Consider the following 24,035-nt stretch of genomic DNA (forward strand, 5'->3'; position numbering starts at 1 on the left):
CTGAAATGTAAATTTGTTTCTCAATATCTCTTTAACTAGACTTATCTCTAAATGAGAATGCATACGTCTTATTCTCATTTGTGAACCCCCCATGTGAATCTACATGTTGTGAAAAATATGCTTAATTGTGAAGTTGATTTCAAACAGTTTTAACAGCGCCCGCTACAACGCCTTAGTTTGTGAATTTACGAGTTATGAACAAAGCTTTTGAAATTCACAAGCAAGAAACTATTTTCACAAAATAGGATATGTTAAATTAAACACGTAACAAAATACGAGTAAGTCTTATTAGGAGGACGTAATTTTATGAAAGTCATCGTTGTTGGCTGTACCCATGCTGGAACATCAGCCGTTAAAAATATATTGAAAGAGGCTCCTGAAGCCCAAGTGACTATTTATGAACGAAATGATAATGTGTCATTCTTATCATGTGGCATTGCCCTTTATGTCGGTGGTGTTGTGAAAAATTCAGCAAGTCTTTTTTATTCAAATCCTGAAGAATTAACCGCTTTAGGTGCAAATGTTAACATGGAACACGATGTGTTAAACATTGATGTTGAAACCAAAACAGTTACTGTTCGCAATTTAAAAACAGGTGCTGAGCTTAATGATACTTATGATAAATTAGTTATGACAACTGGTTCGTGGCCTTTAACACCCCCGATTCCCGGAATTGACCAGGAAAACATTTTATTATGTAAAAACTTTAATCAAGCAAAAGAAATTATTGACCGAGCCGACTCTGCTAAAAAAATTACTGTCGTTGGAGCAGGGTATATTGGAATTGAATTAGTTGAAGCTTTTGCTATGAAAGGCAAAGAAGTAACCTTAATCGACGGCTTAGATCGTATTCTCAACAAATACCTAGACCGTGAATTTACAGACGTGATTGAAACTCAACTAGAAGAAGAAGGCATCACTCTTGCTCTTAACCAGCAGGTCTCATCATTTTTAGGTGAAGGTGGAAAAGTAACTGGCGTGGAGACGGCTGCTGCTGTTTACGAAGCAGATTTAGTAATTCTTTGCATTGGTTTCCGTCCAATGACTGATTTATTAGCTGGAAAAGTTGACCGCATCGACTCTGGTGCAATTATTGTCGACGAATACATGCGGACAAGTAATCCGGATATCTTTGCAGCTGGTGACAGTGCCGTTGTCCACTACAACCCAACCGGAGACTATAGTTATATTCCTTTAGCGACTAACGCTGTTCGTCAGGGGATGTTAGTTGGTAAAAACATTATTGAGCCAAAACTTGCTTACCGAGGGACTCAAGGGACATCTGGTTTGCATCTATTTGGCCTTAACATCGGGTCAACCGGTCTAACTGAAGCAAGTGCCAAACACCTCGGTATGAATGTTGGCGCTACTTATTTTGAAGATAATTATCGTCCAGAATTTATGCCAACAACTGAAAATATTCAAATGAAACTTGTTTACGACGCTGATACTCACCGCATTTTAGGTGGACAGTTGATGTCTAAATATGATATCACGCAGTCGGCAAACACCCTTTCTTTAGCCATCCAAAATAAGATGACTATTGAGGACTTAGCGATTACTGACTTTTTCTTCCAGCCTCACTTTGATCGCCCATGGAACTACTTAAATCTATTAGCTCAACAAGCCATGGAAGATACCGCAAAATAAAAAGCATCAAAAAGGCATCCTAGCGATGCCTTTTTGATGCTTTTACAGCCGATGATAAAAATCTTTTAGGGCTTCTTTTCGAGCAGGGCAGATATCCTTTTTCGGAATACCTTTAATAGCGCCTTCCAAACCATATAGCAAATGTAAACAAGCGCCTTTATCCACTTCACGAACTTGTACAAAAGCGCCTTCTGTGCCAATAGCGCGTAATTCTTCTGGTGTTTCAATCCCCACTTCTTTAAGTCTCTCTTCATTCACTTTACCTAAATTTGGCATCTCTGACAGAGTCATATTCTCACCCTCTTTCCCTCCCTTATTAAAAATAGTCCCGCCATGCTGGTAAGTCTTTCATCATGGAGATAACCATTTTTTCCGCCACTTCTTGACTAATTTCCTGAGTATGAATTAGCAGTCCCTGCAAATCAGATTGCTTTTCTTCGAATGATTTCATAGAGCCATCTTCATTGGCACAATAACAACAATAATTATTGTTGATATCGCCTGAGGCAAAATCACTAGGCACTTTCATTAGCATCCCGCAGGCTACACATTTTTTCATCAGGCACCTCACTTTTCAATCAGTATTAAATATTGATTAACTAACTTCTCTTTTTGATTCTTCACTACTGGCGTAAACCACTCTCTATTTTGAATATAATAGTGAATCACACCTAACCAGGTATTAACTAAAAAACTGAGAGGCAGTTTTTTTACGGGACTTACTACATCTAGTTTTTTGATTAAGCTCTCCATATCAATTGCTAAGGCCGCTTGGAAACCAATTATTTTTGCCTGACAGCCATCTGATACTAATGCCCCCTCAGAACTAATTCGTCGATAAAAACCCTCTTCTAACTCAATCAACTCCAGCCATTTGTGCAAATAACTTTTCAGATCAGCACCTCCGCGGATACATTCATCTAAAGCCTCTCCCATGTCATCGAAGTAATTTGTTAGCACCTCCTGGCATAACAAATCTGCTGTCGAAAAATGAGCAAAAATAGAACCATGAGAAACATTTGCCACTAGGGCAATTTCTTTTGTCGCTACTTGAAATCCCTTATTACAATAACTTTCTTTTGCTGCCATTAATATTTTTTGACGTGTCTCTTCTTTTTGCTTTGCACGTTTATTCATCTCTTCACCTTTTCGTTGAGTACATACTCAATATAAAACAAAAAAGAAATTATGTCAATGATTTTTATTTCTAGGATATAATAAAAACCATTTCACTTAATTTACGTCTTTCATCACTACTTTATAGGAGGTCAGCAAATGACTGAAAATTTAATAACGTTCTATTAGTCAGCCTTTTAACACAAGACAGAGAAATATTAAGATCCTTTTTCACACCCGATGCTTCGATTAAATGGCACACATCAAATGAACAATTACTCCTGATGAATTTTTGATTGCTAATTGTTATTACCTTCGTAACTGACAAGGTACTATTTCTCGTGTATAAAAAGCAGATAGCCAAGTGATCACAATCACTGATATTAACTCTCCTGATTTTAAGAAAATCTATGTGGTTACTTCTATTTTTTCGTTTAAAGATAATAGAAGTAACGAACTAGATGAGTACTGGGCAGAAAACGAGAGTGCCCCCCGAATGGCCCCAAAATCTAAAGATAGGAAAACCCATTAAGTAAAAGATTTTTTCGTTCAATTTGAGATAAAAAACCAGCAGGCTATCCAGGCGGATACGATATTGTTTGTAGCCAATTTTAAAAAATTATGGCTCTAATGAACTAATAACAGGGCGTAAAATAAGGTTTCAATCCCTGTTTTTGAGATTGAAACCTTATTTTTTCTCTCTAAAGTCTAAAGAGATAGAAATCTCTTCCTTTTTCAGCAGCCTCGTATGTTGTCTACAGTTTTTTACATATTAACTATCTGCTTTTAAGCCCTCTTCTATTTTCAAACGCTGAACCTTCATTGTAGCTGTTCGGGGAATGTCCTCAAAAGCCCAAATTAACGGCTCATTCAACAATGGGAAATCAGCAATAGCTTGCCACCATCGTTCCCAATCCATTTCACTGTCAGCATCGACAGAAATAATCGGTTGCGCCACATTGTTTTTGCCACGGACAATAACAACTTCATCAAGAAATTCAAGTTGATCCAACAAAACATCCTCAATTAATAACGTGCTGTCAACTTTATTAATTAAATCAACTTGGCGGTCCAACAAATATAAATCGCCTGCATCGTCTTTATAACCAAAATCACCACTGTCCCACCATAATCCATAAGTATTTTCAGTAAAGCGCAGGTCTTCCTGATAATATGTCAAGGCCCGTCCTTTTGAGAGCATCTGAATATTCCCAGATTCCTTCGCTGGTAATTCCCTTCCTTTTTGATCCACAATTCTAACTTCTGTTAATTCAGGCATTCCAATTCCCATATTGCGGGCATTTAACTCGACGATGCTTTCTTTTGTATGAAATCTCATGATCATCGGTCCACATTCACTTTGCCCATACACTTGCATAAAGACTGGCTTATCAGCTTGCGAGGCCTCTAAGAAGATTTTCATTGTTCCTTTGTTAATCGCATCGAAAGTTGAATGGAAATAATTAAACGAGGCAAACAACTCAGGTTTTTCCTTTGCTAAACGACTCCACTGAACAAAATTATTTGGATGAGTTTCCAAAGCGTAAGGCTCAAACTGACTTAAAGTTTTAGAAACCGCCTCGATTTGACCATTACCAATCCACAATAAAGGAAATCCTTTAGACATCAAAGAAGAAATACCAATGTTAAATCGGGAATGAACCGGTGAAATATGAAATGCCACCAATTTTTTTTCAGGCATTAAATCAAAGACATTGCGCTGCCACTTTGTCCGCCACCCCATCGATTGAGCCGAATGGGCAATCAATTTAGGAACACCTGTTGTCCCTGATGTATGAGTCATATACGAAATCTCACTTAATGGTAAAAATGATTGAGGGACCGTCCCGTTGACTGGTAACTCTCTTAATTGTTCCAATTCAACTAAATGATCCCTTTTAATACTCGTAATTGCTGGTGCTTTAGCGGCTGTTTCATGATCATAAATCAACCAAGGCTCTTCCAATCGCTGACACATTATTGTCATTGTAGGTACAGGTAAGTGATAAGAAATCATGATTGGCACGGCGCCTAAATAGCTGACTGCAACAGCTAGCAGATACGTGTCAAACATTGGTGATTTATAAATCACTACTTTATCACCCTTTTGTATCCCCATAAGGCTTAAACGACTAGCTTGAACAATGATTCTCTTTTCTGCTTCTTCATAGGTTGTTTCCAAGCCTAGTTCAGGAAATCCAATCAAAGTTCCATCAAAATGAATCGCTACTTTTGGGTATTTTTTAGCTGCCTGTGAAAAATTACTATAAAGATTTAATTCTTCATAGGGATTATTGGGAAATTCCATTATACATAACTCCTTCGTCTATTAAAACTAATTAAATTGTCACACAAGGTTATTATAGCAAAAAAAACACTAATAGTTAACTATTTCACAACTTCCTCTCAAAATTTATACTGTAAACTAAGTGTTTAACAGCTGTTCCAGAATAATCTTTGTTATACTCATGTACCACTAACATCTGATTATACTCAGCCACTCTCCTCGATGGTAAATTAGTCTCTCTGATGATTGAGCAAACCTTAGGAGCACCAAGCTTCCGAGCATAATCCAGACATAAACTACTAGCTTCTCTGGCGTAGCCCTTTCCCCAGAACTGTTTATTTAACAAATAACCAACTTCTAACAATTGTTCGCCCTCAACATCTGAAAAAACGAGGCCACACTGACCAACGAATTGATTTGTCACCTTATCAATTACTGTCCAAAGACCAAAACCATGTTCCTGATAGCTCTTTAAATTACATTCAAACCAAGAGTTTACTTGCTTATCAGTAAAACTCGCTTCATATGCATACATAGTCTCCTCATCTTTTAATATACTTCCAAGGTTAGATAAATCTTCAACGGTCATTTCTCTCAAGTAAATACGTTTATTCTCAATGACGACGGCCATTCTAATTCCTCCCATTCTTTAGACATCTCATTTGATTAAATATGCTTTTAATAAGCACCCTTCTTTCCCCTTACTAACAATCATGCTATGATGAACCTATGGAATCACCAAAAAAAACTATAAGGAGAGTTTATGATAACAACTATTTTTTTTGATTTTGACGGAGTAGTTACGATAGATCCCAAAGGTTCTGTTAGTTTCGCCAATTATATTGTCCAAAAAACAGGCATAGATAAAACCTTTTTCTTAGAGAAATATCGTGAATTTGGCCAAGTTTTACTGACTGGCAAAAAAAGTCATCTGGATATTTGGCCTGACCTGTGCCACAATTTAGGCTTGACCATTAACCCTGATTTAATTGAAGCTGCTTTTAAAGCCACACCTATCAATCAAGAAATTGTCATGTTAATGAAAGCTTTAAAGAAAAACAACTATCAAATCGGTCTTATCACTGACAATAAAAACGATCGCATGAGCACCTTAATAACTCTTCATCAATGGGAAGACCTATTTGACGTTCTCGCCATCTCTGCCAGTGTCGGTAGTCGGAAGAATGATGATGCCATTTATCTTTACGCCTTGGATAAAGCTAATACGGCCCCAACTGATGCCGTCTTTATCGATAATACGGTTAAAAACTTAGAAATACCGAAAAAAATTGGTTATCATACACTTTATTTTGATAATCAAAAGCGAGATGTTAACGCTTTGATTACCGAACTTAATCAACTAAAGGTCTTCAGTTAAATAAACTACCAACCAATTCTTAATAGAATTTGGTCGGTAGTTTTTATGGTGAATATTAATGTTCAGCGCCACCAACAACTTTGATATCTTTACTGTCTTTAAAGGCCACGATTTGTTCCAATGCCGCTTCAAGTCCTTTGGCAATATCTGGAATGCTCATAGATGGCATCGTCGGCTTATCTACCACTTGCTGATGAATAAAGGGAACGTGAATAAAGCCACCCTTCATTTCAGGGAACTCTGTTGCAATTAAATACTGAACTTGGTACATAATATGGTTACATACAAATGTTCCAGCCGTATTCGACACACTAGCAGGCAACCCGGCCGCTTTAATGCCATCCACCATCGCTTTGATCGGCAACTGTGTGAAATACGCATTTTCGCCTTTGGCTTGAATGACCTCATCTATTGGTTGCTGTCCTTCATTATCAGGAATACGGGCATCATCCATGTTAATGGCTACACGTTCAGGTGTAATCCCAAAACGACCGCCAGCTTGACCAATATTCAGTACAACATCAGGTTGGTGTTCCCGAACAGCCGCAGCTACGACATCAGCAGATTTATTAAAAACAGTCGGAATCTCCAACTTGATCACTTCTGCTCCTTTCACCGTTTCAGGCAACAACTTAACGGCCTCCCAAGCTGGATTAATCGTTTCTCCACCAAATGGATCAAAACCTGTTACTAATAGTTTCATCTATACGCACCTCTTTCTCGTCTACCTTCAAAATGGCAAACAAACAACTAAATTAGGATAATCATTATCCTTTTACTTATTTAATATAACATTTTTTTTCTTTCTTCACTAGTTTTAACAGCTTAAAAAGAGACCGAATAAAAAAATCAGCCAATAGTCTCATTATTTCTTGTACAATTCGTGTTATATTATCAGTATCAAGAATCAAATAGGAGGTTTATCAAATGCTGACCAAAGGTTTATTAATTATATTAAATGTCCTCATTGGTATTGGTGCTTTAGCAGGTGGTGTCTTAGCCTTATCTCCTGATGCACGACTAGGGGTTGGTATTAGCGAAAGCATGTTAGTCAATTCACCTTTTTCAACTTTTCTTTTTCCGGGTTTGTTCTTAATCATTATCATTGGTTTAGGAAATTTATTGACAGCCTGGAGCAGCTTTACGAATCAAGCAGAGGCTGCCTATTACCAATGCCTAATGGGCCTGATTCAATGTCTTTGGATTATCAGTCAATGTATCATGTTGCTGACTATCACCCCTCTCCATTTCATTTTTTTTATTTTCGGCATAGTTCAATTAATTGGTGGAGTCAGATTAAGCAAACATTTACGGGCCCGCTTTCCTTTTTCTGCCTATCAACATTAAAAAAGAGCAATCCTATTTGGATTGCTCTTTTCATTATTCAAATACGAATTGATTATTATATAATTCAGCGTAGAAGCCTTCTTGATGAAGTAGTTCTTCGTGAGTACCTTCTTCAATAATTTCACCTTGATGCAATACAACAATATAATCAGCATTCAATATTGTTTTCAAGCGGTGAGCAATAACGAAGCTGGTTCGTCCAGCAATGATGTTCTCCATTGCCTTTTGAATGCGACTTTCAGTAACAGTATCCACATTACTTGTGGCCTCATCGAGGATGAGTAAATCAGGATTGGTAATAATTGTGCGAGCGATGCTAATTAACTGCTTTTGACCAACACTAAAAATATTATTTTCATCACTGACTTCTGTCTCATACCCTTTATCCAAACTCATAATAAATTCATGGATATTGGCTTGTTTCGTCGCATCAGTGACTTCTTCATCTGTTGCATTTGGTTTTCCAAATACAATATTATCACGAATACTACCTGTAAACAGAACTGAATCTTGTAACACAATTCCAATTTGCGAGCGCAAACTAGGTAGTGAAATATCGCGAATATCTTTGCCATCTAAAAGTATTTCACCGCTATCAACATTATAGAACCGATTTAACAGATTCATAATAGTAGTTTTCCCTGATCCTGTTGGTCCTACTAAAGCAACCATCTGGCCTTTTTTAGCTCCCATATTGACTTTCTTCAAAACCGGTTTATCAGCTCGATAAGCAAAATCGACATTATTCAAGTAAATTGATTCATGCAAACCGTCAATATCTGTAACATTCGGACGCTCCACTTCATCTTCTTCATCAAAGATTTCATTCAAACGACGAGCCCCTGTAAACGCAAGCTGCAACATGCTAAATTGTGACGAAATCTGCGTCAAAGGCATATAGAATTGTTGGGAGTATTGAACAAACATTACGATTAAACCTAACCCCGCCGCACGTTCAATACTACCATCAAGAACTAGCCAACTACCAAAGAAAATCACAATAGCCGTATTAAACAGCGACAAACCTTGCATCGTTGGGAATAATAAGCCAGAATAAACTTGCCCTTTAAAGGTTGCTTCTTTGACTTTTTCATTAAATACTTTAAAACCTTCAACTGTTTCCTCTTCCAACCCGTTAGTGATAATCACTTTTTGACCAGATATTTTTTCATCGATATACGCATTTAACTCACCGACACTGTCTTGTTGAATGTTAACGTATTTACGTGCTTGACGAATAATCACTACCGCAAAAATAATGGCCACAGGTGACATTGCTAAAGTTGCAAAAGACAACTGTACATTTTGACGAAACATCATAATCAGAACACCGACCATCATTGAAACATTCGTCAATACTTGAATTAAGGCTTGATTCATTGTATTTGAGATATTATCCAAATCACTTGTAAAACGACTTAAAATTTCACCATCTTGGTGAGCATCAAAGAACCGAATTGACATCTTTTCAATCTTTTTAAACAAATCAATCCGCATTGTATTGGTTGATTTACCAGTGACACCAGCCATCAATAAATTTTGGATAAACATGGCAATCCAGTTCATGGCATACAACATCACCAATAAGATAATAATATCTGTAAATGGCCCTTTGTCTGCCGCCTCTTTTCCACCATACATGTACTTACCAGCATAAGTTGCTAATTCAGTCAAAGCATTACCAATATATTCAGGTGTTTTTACCTGCAAGTAAGTTGAGATAACAATAGCCACCATAATAACAGCCAGCTGTATTTTATAAGCTTTTAAATAGTGCCAGAAAAAGTTAGTCATACGATTTTTTTTCACCATCTATAACACCTCTTTTCCTTTTTGAGTCTCATAAATCTCGCGATAAACGTCGCTAGATGCCACTAACTCCTTATGTGTCCCGCTGGCCACTAATTCGCCTTCATCCAACACAAGAATTTTATCAGCTTGTACAACTGAAGATATTTTTTGAGCGATAATAAAGGTTGTTGTATCTTTTAAATCATTGTTTAAGGCTTCCTTAACAAGCTTTTCAGATTTTGCATCTAACGCACTGGTACTGTCGTCTAAAATCAATATTTTAGGATCCCCAATTACTCCTCGGGATATCGATAAACGTTGCTTTTGTCCTCCTGAGAAGTTAGCACCGCGTTCTTCTACCACACTAGCATAACCATCAGCCTGACGATCGATAAATTCCTTTGCCTGAGCTATCCGCGATGCGTGTTCCATCTCGGCCTCAGAGGCGTCCCGCTTACCATGACGTAAATTATCAGCAATTGTTCCAGAAAACAAAATAGCTTTTTGCAGGACTAAAGATACAGATTCACGTAAGTTTTCTTTATTTGCTTCTTTCAAATTGATTTGATCAATTTCGATGACCCCTTCAGTCGGATCGTACATCCGGGCAATTAACTGAGCAAGTGTTGATTTCCCTGCTCCAGTTGCCCCAACAATCCCGATTGACTGGCCATGAACTACATCAAATGTAATGTCTTTTAATGAAGGTCGGTCATCACCATCGTATTGGAAGGTCACATGTTTAAACGAAACATCACCTTTAGTAATCAATTTATTGGCAGAAGATTTAAAGGTAATATCTGGCTCAGTGTCCAGCACTTCTTTAATACGACTTAAAGATACCATCGCTCTAGAAGCCATCATCGTCATCATACCACCGATAATAATTGACATCATAATTTGCATTAAATAGTTCATAAAGGACGCAACTGCGCCTATCACTTCTAAGTCTTTTGTTGCTAAATCAGCTGAAAAATAAATGGCGACCACGATTGCTAAACTAGAAATGACTGTAAAGGTTGGAATCATAATAGCAAATAAATTCCCTACCGAAATCGTATGTTTTGTTAATTTTTCACTTACTTTTGTAAATCGTTTGGTTTCATTTTCTTCTTGGACAAAGGATTTAACGACTCTCATCCCCGCCAAGTTCTCTTTAGCAATGCCATTTACACGGTCTAAATAAGTTTGAATCATGCCAAAATGCTTACCCATCATACCGAAAATTGACATCACAGTCAACAGAACTAACACAACCAACACGATAATAATCCACCATAATTGTGGCAAGGTCATCATCGCTAAAATAAAACTCCCTACAAAAAGAATCGGAATTCTTAATAAAGTTTGGAGCGTCAACATCACTAATGTTTGAATTTGCGTGATGTCATTTGTCAGGCGAACCACAATATTACCTGTGGAGAACTTTTCGATATTACTAAAAGAAAAGGTTTGGATTTTTTGGAATCCTTCTTCCCTAACATCTGCAGAGACTTCCTGGGCTACTTTAGCAGCTAAAATTGTATTAATTATCCCTGCAATCAAGCCAACTCCAGCCACAACAAGCAACGTAATCCCGACTTCAAAGATCCTATCTTTGTCGTCAGCCATCACAGCATTCAATACTTTTTGAAGCAATTTTGGTTGCCATAATTGCGTGCCCACAATGACAAACGTCATTAAAATGGATCCGATCACAGCTCCCAGATGATTTTTCATTTTGTTAATCAGTAAGGACATATCCTACCTTCTTTCTTTTTTAGTCAGAGCTTCATAATACCCAATAATAACAACAATATCAAGTATTAAACTCACATTAAACTAACAGTTGAGTTTTCAGTATAAACGATCCTCTTGGAGGAGTGTAAAGTACGGAAAATAAAAAACATTGCCCCTGGAACTCTAGTTAACGGGAATAAAATAACAACAATTTTAAATAAATTTCAGAGATTTGTTTTGCTTATAGATACACGCATACTTTATTAGTTAAACACTTCGTTAACGAAAAAAACAAACAAAGAGCCTAACAGTTTTACCCGTTAGACTCTCCGATTATTTATCTCAAGTGATTGTTCTCATTCTTGTGCCTTTTTTTCAACTGAACAAGGTAACCACCAACTATCACAACCAAACCGATCGTTGATAACAGTGACTCAGCTCCACCCATTTGAGGGAGTCTCCCCTTAGTCGTAACACTTGGTTTGTTATTACCAACAGTACCTCCTACGACTGGTTTTGCTTCATTTTTTTCAGTCACAAGACGCTCGACTGTGGTTTTCAGCCCTCCATTAGTAAAGGTCGCGATTACTTTATCCCCTGATTTTAAGGTTTCTGGTATGTCAGCAAAGATATAATGACCATCTTTCCCCGTTGTAACTGAACTCGTTTTAATTTCTTTAGCTTGCTCTGTTTTCGGGCTAACAACGTACGTGACAGTTGTACCAACTATTGAATGACCTTTTATTTCTTTATCACCAGCATTAATTGGATCAATACTTGAAGCTTCCACTAATGCCTCAAGCGTTACCAGCACTTTTTCAGTCACAACCGTCGTCTCCACTACAACTTTCACCTTATCTTTCGAAAATTCAACTGACACTTTTTCTTGTTCCTTAAAGTCTTTTCCAGCTGTCAATAAGTAGCTACCAGTTTCATCTGCTACAACACTTTGCTTATCATAAGTAACAGTGGCCCCAGCTAAAGTTTTACCTGTGATGATTGAATCACCAACCATAATTGGATTGACAGTTGAGACTGTTTCCAAAGCTTTTAGCAGATCAACCACGACTTCCTTCACCACACTGACATCGCCATTTTTAAATAAAACCTCAAGGATATCTCCCGTATTAAGCTTAGTGGTAACTGGTAAAGTAAAGACCTCTGACTCCGTCGCCAACGGCATTGTCAAAAGCGATGGTGCCTTTTTCATTGAATAAGAAACCGTTGTACCAACAAGCGTCTTACCTGTTATGTATTGATCATCTGCCTTAATGTCATTAATCATTGAAGCCGCACTTAATTCTTCTTTCGTTATGGGCGGCACCACTTCAGCGGCCTTAACCGTTACATCCACTACTACTTTCGACTTATCTTTCGTAAATTCAACTGATACTGTTTCCTGTTCCTTAAAGGCTTTTTTCGCTGCCAGCGAGTAACTGCCTGTTTCATCGGCGTCTACACTTTTTTCATCGTAAGTAACCGTAGTCCCAGCCAATGTTTTACCTGTAATAATCGCCTCACCAGCCTTAATTTCACTAACGGTTGAGGCAGCTCTTAATTCTTCTTCAGTTGTCCCCCCAACTTCTGCTAGAAACTTACGACCCGTTTCTGGGGAAGATATTGTCTTACCATCCTTTTCCATTAACTTAAAATAATCAATGAAGGTATCCGTATCCGTGTCCATAGCCGTAATTAATTTCCCTTTAGTAAAACTAGTAAACCCATCGCCTCCGCCTAAGAGGAAATCGTTAATGATAATAGTATACGTCTCTGTATCCTCAATAGACTTTCCTTGGGCATCAGTCACATCCACTACCTTAAACTCATTATTTTCTTGTGAATAAGACATTTTTAATCCCGATACTTGTAAGAAATAATGAGTCTTACCATTAGCGTGCTGCTCATTCAAGGCACCCTTTAAATCTTTACCTGAAATGGCGACGACTTGCAGGATATTACCAAAAGGTTGGACATTTTGGGCCGCCCCCCAAGTAATTTCCCCTATATCATTAACTTTTAAATCATCTCGAATGCCACCATTATTAGTTAAGGCAAAATCAGCTCTAATCGTTTTTCCGTTGTCATCTTTTAATTCTGCTTGATTAGCCATAAACAATTGAGCATCAGTAATCAGGTTCCCTAAAGGTGACTCACTATCTGACGTAATCTCACGACTGATTAAGCCGGCTTTTGTTACCTGTTGATCAGCTAAGCCCACTTTGGCAGACGTCACAGGTTTAATTATCTCCTGAGCCTCTGCTACCACTTTAGCAATTGCTTGATTTTTATCATCTCTATCTGTCGTCGCTTTCACGACTGCTTTCGGCACCTCAACAAAATCTTTTGTTTCAGTATCTAATTCGCCTTGTAAATCAATGTAAGCTTTCCCTTGAGACGTGCTTTGAACAACACGTACATCGCTTTTGCTACCATTGATTACACCGTTTGTGTATTGATGATTATGCGCGGCAAAAACCACGTCAACACTATTATCAGGATCAAGGTGATCCACTTTCCCCATAACATTAGCCACTTCACCTGCCACCACTTCTTTAGCACTGGTAGCGGCCAAATGTGAAACAACCACAATCGCATTGACACCCTTTTCCCGCAATTCTTTGGAATACTTCACGATAGTTTCCGCTTCATCAAGGACTTGATAGTCTTCGTGATGTTTTTTCAAAACTAGATTAGGAAACTCGGAAGTGACAATACCGATGTAACCGACCTTCACCGTTTTTTCCCCCTTGCCATAGGTTTTAAGAGTGTATGGTTTAAACTCATGAGGCACCTCACCTTTTTTCCCATGTAGCCCATCAACTTTATTAACAACATTGGCTAAAACCACTTCCATTTTTGATTTTTCGCGAGGATAGTTGTCTACGATTGAGTGAAATTGACCAGGAACTGGCGCCGTCCCGTCTAAAATCCGGCGAAACTCGCCTAACCCTTCATCGAATTCATGATTACCAATCGTCCCAATACTAAAATTCATCATATTAAAAATTTTAATCGTTGGTTCATCTTGTAATAGGGCAGAACTTGCAGGACTGGCTCCCACTAAATCTCCAGCTTGAATCCGTTCCGTATAACCTCCCGATGCCATATTAAACGCACCCTGAGCTTCATCTAAATGAGCAGCAAGATTCGCTGCTAAACCTGTTTTTGGCGTCCCAACACCTTCGATATAGGCTGTTCCAGTTGTATCGATAGCCCCATGGAAATCATTAACTCCTAGAAGTTGAATCGGGATGACATTTTCCACCTCCATTTTTTTCCGTCCCACATTAGGTGTGATAATTTCTTTTCCAGCTTTTTCCATCTCCTCAAAATAATCAACAAAGGTATTGGTGTCAGTGTCCATCGCCGCTACTAATTCTCCTTTAGTAAAGCTACTAAAGCCATCACCACCACCAAATAAGAAATCATTAATAATCACATTATAAAAATAATCATCTCTTATCTCATTTCCTTGATCATCTGTTACTTTTTTTATTGAAAAAGCCCCCTCGATTTTCGTATAAGTCATTGTTAGACCTGACATTTGCAAGAAATAATGAGCTTTGCCATTAGCATGTTGCTCATTCAACGCTCCTTTTAAATCCTTGCCAGATAATTTCACCACTTGTAAAATATTGCCAAAGGGTTGCACGGCTTGAGCCGCTCCCCAAGTAATATCACCGTTTTCGTTAACGGTTAAATCAGCTCTGATACCGCCATTGTTAGTTAAAGCAAAATCTGCCTTAACGGGTCGACCAGCTGAGTCGACTAATCCTGCCTGATTTGCCATAAACAGTTGTGCATCCGTAATCAAATTTCCTAAAGGTGATTCACTGTCTGCCGAATTATCTCGGCTAATTTTACCAGCATTAGTAGCCACTTGGTCGGCAGTTCCTACTTTAGCCGTGGTCACTGCTTTAATGGTCTCATCCGCTTCCTTCACAATTGCCGCAATCGCTTGATTTTGATCTGTTCTTGCAGTTACAGGCTTAACATCTGCCTTAGGAGTCTCAATAAAATCACCTGTCTTAACATCAATTTCACCTTGCAAATCAATATACGCCTTACCGTTTGAAGTGCTTTGAACAATCCGGATATCGTTTGCTTCTGGGTCCCCTGATTTCATGACACCATTCGTATATTGATGATTATGTGCCGCAAAAACCACGTCAACGCTGTTTGCAGGGTCTTGAGCATTGACCTTATTCATCACCTCAACAGCTTCACCTGCTGGCACCCCCGCCTTGCTAGTTGCTGCCAAATGAGAGACGACCGCAATCGCATTCACCCCTTGTTCCCGTAATTCCTTTGCGTATTTAACAATTGTTTCCGCTTCATCTAAAACATTGAATTCTTCATGATGCTGCTTCAATACCAAATTAGTAAATTCCATTGTAATAATGCCGATATAACCAACTTTTACCTGCTTGTCACCTGAACCGTATGTTCTAATCGTGTAAGGTTCAAAATCTTCAGGAATTCCACCTGTTTTCAGCTCCACATTAGCGATGACAATCTCCATCGATGACTTCTCACGGGGATAAGTATCAACAATCGGATTAAACTGACCAGGTTCAGGCGCAACCCCATCTAAAATTCGCTTAAACTCAGCTAGCCCTTCGTCAAATTCATGGTTACCAAGCGTGCCAATTCCAAATTGCATTTGATTAAAAATTCGCATCGTTGGTTCGTCTTGTAACAAAGCCGAATTGGCAGGGCTACCGCCAACTAAATCGCCCGCTTGAATTCTTTCCGTCCCACCGTTTCCATGACTTGCTTGAAAATTTCGTTGAGCTTCATCTAAATGAGCGGCTAGATTGACCGCTCTCCCTGTATCTGGTGTACTAACTCCCTCTAAATAAGCAGAGCCCTTTGTGTCAATCGCTCCATGAAAATCATTCACTCCTAACATTTGGACGGGCACTGTCAGCGATTCACTTGAAGATTCGCTAGTTTCCTTTTGGTCATCTGTTGATTTAGTTAGTTCAGACCCCCTTGTGACAGCTTGATTAACTCCTGTCGATGTTAGATTTTCGGAAGATTCTTGATTGATGCCACTCTCCAAGGTTGCACCTTGACCGAATACACCCTTGGCCTGAGTAACCTCTTCCACAATAGACTGACTCTCTTCGGCTGCTTCTATCAATGTTGGCGCAAGGCTCACAAGATTAGCACTTAATAAAACCGCTACCAAAAATTTACTTGCCATATTTTGCCACTTCTTCATTCATCTTAACCCCTTCCTTAATTCATGAAACACCATAATTCTAACATTAAAAGCGTTTTCTATCAATAACATATAGCAGTAAAACGATATATTGAAATTTAAATCTTTATTTTAATCATTAAAACAATTAAAAACCGAACACTAAATAATAACTAACCAACATCACGAAATAAAAGACGCTCATTCGGAAATATTATTAATTAATCGTTAGGAATATCATTTTCAACAAATACATTAGATTTTTCTAATAATTTGTCTCTCAGATACACCATCTCGACAATTAATAACAAATTTACTTCAACACAAACAACTATTATGGAATTGAAATCAATCAACTCCACAATAGTTGTTCACTAGCTCTGTTTATTTTTAAATAAAGCAAAATGACCAATCAGGCCCAAGCACAAGTAACTAAAACCAACTAAACAAACACCTGACCAGCCAGCTAATTGCCAGGCAATTGAGCCTAGTAGCGACCCACTTGCACCTCCAATAAAGTATGAAAACATAAAGATTGTATTGTTTCGACTTCGATTTTCATCACCTAAGGCTTGAATACGTGATTGATTTGATACTTGAGCACTCTGAGTTCCTAGATCAAGTAAAATAACCCCAATAACCAATCCTACCAGATGTTGGCCAAAAATAAAAAGAATCAAAAAAGAAACGCATTCAATCAGTGTTCCTAAGCCCACACCAAAACGAGGTCCCTTACGATCCGCTACCTTGCCCATGTAAACCGAAGCTAAGGCACCTATCACGCCGACTAACCCAATATAACCAACTTCTTTTGAGCCAAGTCCGTAGACTGGACTTTCCATAAAAAAGACCAAGGTTGACCAGAAAACATTAAACCCACCAAAAATAAAGAAACCGTTAAACGCACTTTCACGAACAACTCGCTGGGATTTAAATAATTTAGGCAGGGAGATCATTAATTCCTTATAAGATAATTGAGAGACTGGGATATTCTTAGGGAAAACAACCACCACTAAACCAATTAGAAATAACGCCAAGATGACACCACAATAATAAACGGCACGCCAACCTAAGTACGCTCCAACAAAACCACTAAAAGTCCGAGACAATAATATGCCAATTAGCAATCCCCCTGTTACTGTTCCTAAAACAGCCCCACGTTCTTGGGGATTAGCAAGCTGACCGGCAAAAGGGATAATCAACTGAGGGATAATCGATGTCAAGCCAATTAATAACATTAACACCATCAAACCATAATAATTAGTCAAGGTGCCAGTTATTAATAGTACGACACTGACCAAGCTTAACATTAAGATAATTAATTTCTTACGCTCAAAGATATCCCCTAATGGAACAATGCACAATAAACCTAATGCATAACCCATTTGACTTAAGGTGGGTGCCAACCCCATTTGCCCGACATTTACACCAAGCTCTAATGCAACCATCCCTTCTAATGGCTGAATGTAATACAAACTTGCAATTGAGATACCACAAACTAGAGCCATGATAAACGTTAATTTTTTTGAAATTCCTCTTTCTTCCAAAGACACACACCCTTCTAATAATAGCCCTAAAAGGCCTCATACATTATTGACATTTTATGACCTCTCTTATTAATAGTACTCCTATTGTTAAAAAAATTCTAGCCTTTCTATATGAGAAAAGACGCTTAACTCACTTCAAAAGAAGCGTTAAACGTCTCTGCTCGACTTAATAAACTGAAAATGTCTGACTATCAACTTGCTCAACGGCTTCTTTGAGCCCCTGTAAAAACTTTCCAGCAGCGGCACCATCAAGAACACGATGATCAATCGATAAACAAAGATTGACCATATCACGTATGGCAATCCCATCCTGATAAAACATCGGACGTTTCACAATCGATTCCACTTGTAAAATACCTGCTTGAGGATGATTAATAATACCTTGCGACATAATCGAGCCAAAGGCCCCTGTACTATTGACGGTGAATGTGCCACCGCTCATTTCAGTTGAGGCCAGTCGATTGGCTTGAGCCTTTTCAACTAACTCTGCAATCTCCCGGGAAATTCCCTTAACAGACTTCTCATCGGCATGCTTGATGACTGGTACATATAGCAACTCATTGGCCGAAATGGCAATTGAAATATTAATGTCATGATGTTCGATAATATGTGTCTCCGTCCATTCGCTGTTGAGAATTGGATTCTGTTTTAACACTTGAGCAACTAATTTAATAAAGAAGGCCAAATAACTTAAAGAATACCCTTCGGTCAACTTGAACTCGTCCTTTAACCTCTGACGTAATCTCACTAAATTAGTTGCATCTACCTCAACCATCATCCAGGCGTGAGGAATCTGACTTACACTGTTGACCATGTTTTTAGCAATTGCTTGCCGGATTGCAGAGATCGGATGCTCAGTCACATTCAACCTTTCACCTGGCGATTGTTGGTTATCCGTATTCACTGTTGGTTGAATCAACTCAGGAGTAGGTGATTGTTCTTTTGATTTACTCTGATCTAAATAAGCTAGGACATCTTTACGCGTGATCCGTCCTTCTTTACCAGTACTAGCAACTTGGGATAAATCCACTTTGTGCTCACTCGCCAAGGTCAAGACAGCTGGAGAAAAACGAGCGCCGCCCTTCTCTTTACGGTTTAAACCGTGACTCACCTGACTTTCCTTTTCACCCTGAGAATGTCTCACAAAGGGCTCCTCACTAGGCTTACCGGCTACTTCTATTGTTGCAATCGGCTGGCCCATCGTCACAATAGCATCTGCCTCATAAAATAATTCCTTAACTATTCCCTCAAATAATGACGGGATTTCAGTGGTAACCTTATCTGTAACTACTTCAAGTAGTGCTTCATATGCTTCAATAGCCTCACCAGGTTCTTTTAACCATTGTATAATGGTAGCTTCAGTTATTCCTTCTCCAAGTTGCGGCATGTTAATCGTTTCTATAACCATATTGAGCTCCCCTTCCTGCTAAAATTCTGCCAAATGACGCATAGCATCTTCAATTTTGTCCGGATTAACTAGAAAGAAATTTTGCATCGGCGTGGCGTATGGCATTGGTGGAATGTTCGGTCCTCCTAAACGAGCAATCGGGGCATCCAAATCAAACAAACAATGCTCGGCAATTATTGCCGCAACTTCGCCAATGATACTACCTTCCAGAGGGTCTTCTGTCACTAACAACACTTTCCCAGTTTCCTTAGCCGCTTTGATGATGCCATCTTGATCCAAAGGGTAAATAGATCGCAAATCTAAAAGGTGCACAGAAATCCCCTCAGTTGCCAAATGCTGAGCCGCCACCTTAGCCTCCTCGACTTGTACACCATAAGTCATAACGGTAATGTCTGTCCCTTGACGAACGACTTGGGATTTATCAAGAGGCACCACATAGTCCTCTTCGGGCACCTCGCCTTTAACAGCTCGATAAGCCCGCTTATGCTCAAAAAACAAGACCGGATCATTGGAACGAATCGCCGCTTTTAGCATTCCTTTGGCATCATAAGGATTAGATGGAATAACAATTCGCAAACCAGGTTGACCAAAAAATACTTTATGAATCGATTGGGAATGATACAGTCCACCGTTAACACCACCTCCATAGGCTGCTCGGATGACTATAGGACATTCCCAAGTATTGTTCGAGCGATATCGGATACGCGCGGCTTCAGAAATAATTTGATTAACTGCCGGCAAAATAAAATCTGAAAATTGCATTTCAGCAATAGGCCGGTAGCCATACATCGCTGCGCCAATTCCCACACCAGCGATAGCCGATTCCGATAAAGGAGTATCCAAGACCCGATCACCGCCAAATTCTGCAAGCAAACCTTGACTCGCTTGGAATACACCACCTTTGACTCCTACATCTTCGCCTAATAGGAAGACCCGTTCATCTCTGCGCATCTCTTCTTTCATTCCAGCTGTGATAGCCTCTAAATAGGTTAATTCAGCCATTCCCCTGACCTCCCCGTTCATCATAAACATAACGCAATGCCTCTTCTGGTTCCGCCATGGAGGCTTGATCCGCATACTCTGTGGCAGCGTTAATCACCTGTTTAATCTCTTTTTCAATAGAATCTATCTCATCCGTCGATAAAAACCCTTCATCTAACAAAGCTTGCTCATAGAGGGACACTGGGTCGTGGTGAGCCTTGGCCTCCTTAAGAGGTTCTTGATCTCGATATAATTTGTCGTCGTCATCCGTCGAATGAGACGTATAACGAACGACGTCAAATTCCAATAAAGTCGGTCCCTCACCAGCTTTAGCCCGTTGAACCGCTCTCTCCGTAGCTTGATAAACAGCGATCACATCATTGCCATCAATCGTTTCTCCAGGCATCCCATAACCAATAGCTCGATCAGATAACTTTGCCGCAGCATACTGTAATTCGGGTCCGACTGAAATTGCTAGCTTATTATTATAAATCACATAAACGACCGGCAACTTATGCACTGCTGCAAAGTTCAGCCCCTCATGAAAATCGCCTTGATTACTGGCCCCATCACCAGTCGAACAGTAAACAACAATCGGGTCCTTTGCTAGTTTTGCTCCATAAGCAATGCCGGCAGCATGTGGATACTGGGTTGACACTGGTGAACTTCCAGTCGGTATTCTATGCTCTTTATTTCCCCAATGACAGGGCATTTGTCGGCTACCAGAACCTGGATCTTCCGCTTTTCCGAATGAACCTAACATAATATCTCTCACAGGTACTCCCCATGCCAACATAATTGCCAAGTCCCGGTAATATGGCAAGGCATAATCCCGATCTAAGTCAAATGCATAAGCACAGCCAACTTCAGCTCCTTCATGGCCCATGCCAGAAATATTAAACCCCACCTTCCCAGCTCGATTTAATAAGTTCAGCCGTTCATCTAAGCGTCGGCTGGTTTTCATCGTTTTATACATCTTTAATAATAACTCTTTATCTAAATCACTATTTTTAAGTTCCATTCAACTTCCCCCTATGCCCTGCACTATTAGTTTTATTTCCACTCAAAAGGGTGTCAACTAGCCATGGATTCCTAAACCATCCACCATTAAAGCCGCTTCTCCCAGAGCTTCTGATAAGGTTGGGTGAGGATGAATTGTTTGGCCTATTTCCCAAGCTGTTGCATCTAGGAAACGAGCCAAAGCCGCCTCACTAATCAAATCCGTTGCATGTGGCCCGATAATAGAAACACCTAATAGATCATTAGTTTTTTTATCTGCAACAACTTTAACAAACCCATCTCCTTCGCCGTAAACTAAGGCCTTGCCGTTGCCACGAAAACTAAATTTGCCTGTTTTGACATCAAGTCCTCGGTCCTTAGCTAGCTCTTCGCTAATTCCTATACTGGCAATTTCTGGAGATGTATAAACACATTTAGCAATATCATCATAAACTAGTGGCTTAACACTTTTACCACTGAGGTGATTGGCCGCCAACAACCCCTCACGCATGGCTACATGAGCTAACTGAGGAGTTGCAATAATATCTCCAATAGCATAAATGTGAGACTCTTTTGTCTGATAGGACTCATTGACTTTAATAAAACCATTCTCCACTACAATTTTCGTATTATCCAAGCCAATAGAATCAATATTGGCCATGCGCCCTACACTGATCATGATTTTCTCAGCTGTAAAGGTTTGATTCTTGCCTTTAATTGTACTTTCAATCGAGACAAGTCCATCTTTACGGACTAAACTTTCAGCTATAACTTTCGCACCTGTATGAATACTCACCTTTCTTTTCTTTAAGTTTCGCAAAAGCTCTTTGGCAATCTCACCGTCTTCGCCAGGAATAATCTGATCGAGATACTCCAATACCGTCACTTCCACGCCAAAATCCCTTAACATTGAGGCCCACTCCATGCCTATCACACCACCGCCAATAATAATTATTGATTTTGGCAACTGACTTAAGGATAACATGCCATCTGATGACAGGACGACCTCTTCATCAAAAGCAAGTCCAGGTAAAGCTTTTGGTCTAGATCCTGTTGCAATAATCAACTGTTTCGGCACAAGCATCTCATTATCCTGACCTTCAATAGGAAATGAAACTATCCCTGCTTTCGGTTCGAAAATCGACGTCCCCAAAATAGTTCCTTCTCCAATGTAAAGGTCAATCCCTCCTTGCTTAAACAACCCCTGAATCCCCATTTCCAAACGATCAACAATCGCTTGCTTTCTTTTCTGAACTGTCAAAAAATTAAGAGTACTGGATTCGAGACCTTTACCTTCCACTCCAAAATCAGCGGCTTTTTTGACCGTTTGAAAAACTTCGGCTGATCGTAAAAGAGCTTTTGTCGGAATACAGCCCTGATGTAAACAGGTTCCCCCTAATTTTGCTTTTTCAACCACTGCTACCTTTTGACCGTTTTTTGCTGCCTGAATCGCTGCAACATAACCTCCTGTTCCGCCACCCAACACAACCACATCATAATTTATAGACATAAACGATCCGTCCTTCCAAGATAGATTTTTACTTTCTCAGCGCCACTTAAGACACGCTGAACCCCTTGATTAAGAGCCTTCATTTCATCTTCTCCCGGTTCTACAAACACCGGTCCTATCCAATCGATATATTGTGATAGTTCCTCGACGAACCTTTGACTAAACACTAATCCGCCCGTAAGCAGAATACCATCAACTCGCCCCTTTAGCACGGCTGCTTGCTCGCCAATAAACTTAGCTACCTGGTAAACTAAAGCCTGAAATACCACCTCCGCTTGTGAATCACCCTGGTCAATCATAGCTTCAACCTTTCGCAAATCATTGGTCCCTAAGTATGAGACTAAGCCACCACGACCAACCACTTCTTTTAATAAGTCACTTTTCCCTCTTTCTTGATTGTCTAAGATAAAGGATAAAAAGTCGGCCATCGGTAAATTTCCAGAGCGCTCAGGACTAAAAGGCCCTTCCCCATCAAGGGCATTATTGACATCGATCACTCGTCCATTTCGATGAGCACCAATAGAAATTCCCCCACCTAAATGAGCGACAATCAGCCTCAATTCCTTGTAATCTCGATTTAACTGTGTGGCGATTTTACGAGCCACTGCTTTTTGGTTTAAAGCATGAAAAATGCTTCGACGCTCAAATAAGTGATTGCCTGAAAAGCGAGCCACTGACTGCAACTCATCCACAACTACTGGATCGACGATATAAGCAGTTACACCAACTTCCTCTGCAACCTCCGCCGCCATAAAGGCGCCTAAATTACTGGCGTGGGCGCCAGAGACTTCCTCTATTAAATCCTCTTTCATTTGTTGATTGACCAAGTATGTGCCTCCAGACATTGGATAAAGTAACCCACCACGTCCAACCACAGCGTCAAGTTGTTGGATGTTAATATGACGATCCACTAAAATCTGTTTAAGCAATTGACTACGGGCAGCTAATTGATCCATTATTTTCGGATACTTCAGCAAGGCCTCTGTAGGATGATCAATAATCTCTTCAAAGAGGCAGTCTTGGCCTTCAAACAAGGCTATTTTCGTTGAAGTTGAACCTGGATTAATCGCTAATACTCTTTTAGACATCTACTCAG

At 39.4% G+C, this 24,035-nt stretch carries 18 protein-coding genes; 3 read left to right on the top strand and 15 right to left on the bottom strand.

Annotation, left to right across the window (positions count from 1 at the left end):
* Positions 1 to 306 precede the first annotated feature (306 nt).
* A complete protein-coding gene (locus RWN13_RS00570) occupies positions 307 to 1,650 on the top strand; it encodes an FAD-dependent oxidoreductase (RefSeq protein WP_314059413.1) in 1,344 nt (447 codons plus the stop codon).
* A 42-nt stretch (positions 1,651 to 1,692) separates the two neighbouring features.
* On the opposite strand, the gene RWN13_RS00575 is transcribed toward RWN13_RS00570, so the two are convergent.
* From RWN13_RS00575 to RWN13_RS00595, 5 genes are all read right to left on the bottom strand, one after another.
* Positions 1,693 to 1,941 (bottom strand): TfoX/Sxy family protein, encoded by a 249-nt coding sequence (locus RWN13_RS00575; protein WP_314059415.1) that lies wholly within the window; start codon positions 1,939 to 1,941, stop codon positions 1,693 to 1,695.
* A 25-nt stretch (positions 1,942 to 1,966) separates the two neighbouring features.
* Positions 1,967 to 2,209 carry a zinc ribbon domain-containing protein gene (locus RWN13_RS00580; protein ID WP_314059417.1) on the bottom strand — a complete coding sequence of 81 codons (243 nt, stop codon included), beginning with the start codon at positions 2,207 to 2,209 and terminating at the stop codon, positions 1,967 to 1,969.
* Between the two features lie 8 nt (positions 2,210 to 2,217).
* Positions 2,218 to 2,787, bottom strand: a complete 570-nt coding sequence (locus RWN13_RS00585) for a TetR/AcrR family transcriptional regulator (protein ID WP_314059418.1) — start codon at positions 2,785 to 2,787, stop codon at positions 2,218 to 2,220.
* A 751-nt stretch (positions 2,788 to 3,538) separates the two neighbouring features.
* A complete protein-coding gene (locus RWN13_RS00590) occupies positions 3,539 to 5,074 on the bottom strand; it encodes an acyl-CoA synthetase (RefSeq protein ID WP_314059420.1) in 1,536 nt (511 codons plus the stop codon).
* A gap of 85 nt (positions 5,075 to 5,159) precedes the next feature.
* The gene (locus RWN13_RS00595) at positions 5,160 to 5,684 is read right to left on the bottom strand and encodes a GNAT family N-acetyltransferase (protein ID WP_314059422.1); all 525 of its coding nucleotides are present in this window, start codon (positions 5,682 to 5,684) and stop codon (positions 5,160 to 5,162) included.
* 132 nt (positions 5,685 to 5,816) lie between these two features.
* Here RWN13_RS00595 and RWN13_RS00600 point away from each other — a divergent pair, with 132 nt between their 5' ends.
* A complete protein-coding gene (locus tag RWN13_RS00600; RefSeq protein ID WP_314059424.1) occupies positions 5,817 to 6,431 on the top strand; it encodes an HAD hydrolase-like protein in 615 nt (204 codons plus the stop codon).
* Positions 6,432 to 6,486: 55 nt separating this feature from the next.
* Here RWN13_RS00600 and pcp read toward each other — a convergent pair whose 3' ends face one another.
* Positions 6,487 to 7,134, bottom strand: coding sequence for a pyroglutamyl-peptidase I (gene pcp / locus RWN13_RS00605; protein WP_314059427.1), 648 nt, complete (start codon positions 7,132 to 7,134; stop codon positions 6,487 to 6,489).
* A 224-nt stretch (positions 7,135 to 7,358) separates the two neighbouring features.
* Here pcp and RWN13_RS00610 point away from each other — a divergent pair, with 224 nt between their 5' ends.
* Positions 7,359 to 7,778 carry a hypothetical protein gene (locus RWN13_RS00610; protein ID WP_314059429.1) on the top strand — a complete coding sequence of 140 codons (420 nt, stop codon included), beginning with the start codon at positions 7,359 to 7,361 and terminating at the stop codon, positions 7,776 to 7,778.
* 33 nt (positions 7,779 to 7,811) lie between these two features.
* Here RWN13_RS00610 and RWN13_RS00615 read toward each other — a convergent pair whose 3' ends face one another.
* The 9 genes from RWN13_RS00615 to buk form a co-directional block, all read right to left on the bottom strand.
* On the bottom strand, positions 7,812 to 9,590 hold the full coding sequence (locus RWN13_RS00615; RefSeq protein WP_314059430.1) for an ABC transporter ATP-binding protein: 1,779 nt from the start codon (positions 9,588 to 9,590) through the stop codon (positions 7,812 to 7,814).
* Positions 9,591 to 11,309, bottom strand: a complete 1,719-nt coding sequence (locus RWN13_RS00620; protein WP_314059433.1) for an ABC transporter ATP-binding protein — start codon at positions 11,307 to 11,309, stop codon at positions 9,591 to 9,593.
* Between the two features lie 316 nt (positions 11,310 to 11,625).
* Entirely contained in the window at positions 11,626 to 16,515 is a 4,890-nt protein-coding gene (locus tag RWN13_RS00625) for a 5'-nucleotidase C-terminal domain-containing protein (protein ID WP_314059436.1), read from the bottom strand.
* Positions 16,516 to 16,868: 353 nt separating this feature from the next.
* Positions 16,869 to 18,041, bottom strand: coding sequence for an MFS transporter (locus tag RWN13_RS00630; protein ID WP_314059438.1), 1,173 nt, complete (start codon positions 18,039 to 18,041; stop codon positions 16,869 to 16,871).
* A gap of 166 nt (positions 18,042 to 18,207) precedes the next feature.
* Positions 18,208 to 19,449: a dihydrolipoamide acetyltransferase family protein gene (locus RWN13_RS00635; RefSeq protein WP_314059439.1), complete on the bottom strand. Its 1,242-nt coding sequence runs from the start codon at positions 19,447 to 19,449 to the stop codon at positions 18,208 to 18,210.
* 18 nt (positions 19,450 to 19,467) lie between these two features.
* Positions 19,468 to 20,451, bottom strand: coding sequence for an alpha-ketoacid dehydrogenase subunit beta (locus RWN13_RS00640; protein WP_314059440.1), 984 nt, complete (start codon positions 20,449 to 20,451; stop codon positions 19,468 to 19,470).
* A complete protein-coding gene (locus tag RWN13_RS00645) occupies positions 20,444 to 21,451 on the bottom strand; it encodes a thiamine pyrophosphate-dependent dehydrogenase E1 component subunit alpha (protein WP_314059441.1) in 1,008 nt (335 codons plus the stop codon). The genes RWN13_RS00640 and RWN13_RS00645 overlap by 8 nt, the downstream gene beginning before the upstream one ends.
* 57 nt (positions 21,452 to 21,508) lie before the next feature.
* Positions 21,509 to 22,939 carry a dihydrolipoyl dehydrogenase gene (gene lpdA / locus RWN13_RS00650; RefSeq protein ID WP_314059442.1) on the bottom strand — a complete coding sequence of 477 codons (1,431 nt, stop codon included), beginning with the start codon at positions 22,937 to 22,939 and terminating at the stop codon, positions 21,509 to 21,511.
* Entirely contained in the window at positions 22,930 to 24,027 is a 1,098-nt protein-coding gene (buk, locus tag RWN13_RS00655; protein WP_314059443.1) for a butyrate kinase, read from the bottom strand. The genes lpdA and buk overlap by 10 nt, the downstream gene beginning before the upstream one ends.
* Positions 24,028 to 24,035 lie beyond the last annotated feature (8 nt).

Source organism: uncultured Vagococcus sp., from assembly GCF_963518325.1.
Lineage (GTDB): Bacteria > Bacillota > Bacilli > Lactobacillales > Vagococcaceae > Vagococcus_D.

Coding starts and splice junctions, on each gene's coding strand:
- RWN13_RS00570 (WP_314059413.1), top strand. CDS start 307: ATGAAAGTCATCGTTGTTGGCTGTACCCATGCTGGAACATCAGCCGTT.
- RWN13_RS00575 (WP_314059415.1), bottom strand. CDS start 1,941: ATGACTCTGTCAGAGATGCCAAATTTAGGTAAAGTGAATGAAGAGAGA.
- RWN13_RS00580 (WP_314059417.1), bottom strand. CDS start 2,209: ATGAAAAAATGTGTAGCCTGCGGGATGCTAATGAAAGTGCCTAGTGAT.
- RWN13_RS00585 (WP_314059418.1), bottom strand. CDS start 2,787: ATGAATAAACGTGCAAAGCAAAAAGAAGAGACACGTCAAAAAATATTA.
- RWN13_RS00590 (WP_314059420.1), bottom strand. CDS start 5,074: ATGGAATTTCCCAATAATCCCTATGAAGAATTAAATCTTTATAGTAAT.
- RWN13_RS00595 (WP_314059422.1), bottom strand. CDS start 5,684: ATGGCCGTCGTCATTGAGAATAAACGTATTTACTTGAGAGAAATGACC.
- RWN13_RS00600 (WP_314059424.1), top strand. CDS start 5,817: ATGATAACAACTATTTTTTTTGATTTTGACGGAGTAGTTACGATAGAT.
- pcp (WP_314059427.1), bottom strand. CDS start 7,134: ATGAAACTATTAGTAACAGGTTTTGATCCATTTGGTGGAGAAACGATT.
- RWN13_RS00610 (WP_314059429.1), top strand. CDS start 7,359: ATGCTGACCAAAGGTTTATTAATTATATTAAATGTCCTCATTGGTATT.
- RWN13_RS00615 (WP_314059430.1), bottom strand. CDS start 9,590: ATGGTGAAAAAAAATCGTATGACTAACTTTTTCTGGCACTATTTAAAA.
- RWN13_RS00620 (WP_314059433.1), bottom strand. CDS start 11,309: ATGTCCTTACTGATTAACAAAATGAAAAATCATCTGGGAGCTGTGATC.
- RWN13_RS00625 (WP_314059436.1), bottom strand. CDS start 16,515: ATGAAGAAGTGGCAAAATATGGCAAGTAAATTTTTGGTAGCGGTTTTA.
- RWN13_RS00635 (WP_314059439.1), bottom strand. CDS start 19,449: ATGGTTATAGAAACGATTAACATGCCGCAACTTGGAGAAGGAATAACT.
- RWN13_RS00640 (WP_314059440.1), bottom strand. CDS start 20,451: ATGGCTGAATTAACCTATTTAGAGGCTATCACAGCTGGAATGAAAGAA.
- RWN13_RS00645 (WP_314059441.1), bottom strand. CDS start 21,451: ATGGAACTTAAAAATAGTGATTTAGATAAAGAGTTATTATTAAAGATG.
- lpdA (WP_314059442.1), bottom strand. CDS start 22,939: ATGTCTATAAATTATGATGTGGTTGTGTTGGGTGGCGGAACAGGAGGT.
- buk (WP_314059443.1), bottom strand. CDS start 24,027: ATGTCTAAAAGAGTATTAGCGATTAATCCAGGTTCAACTTCAACGAAA.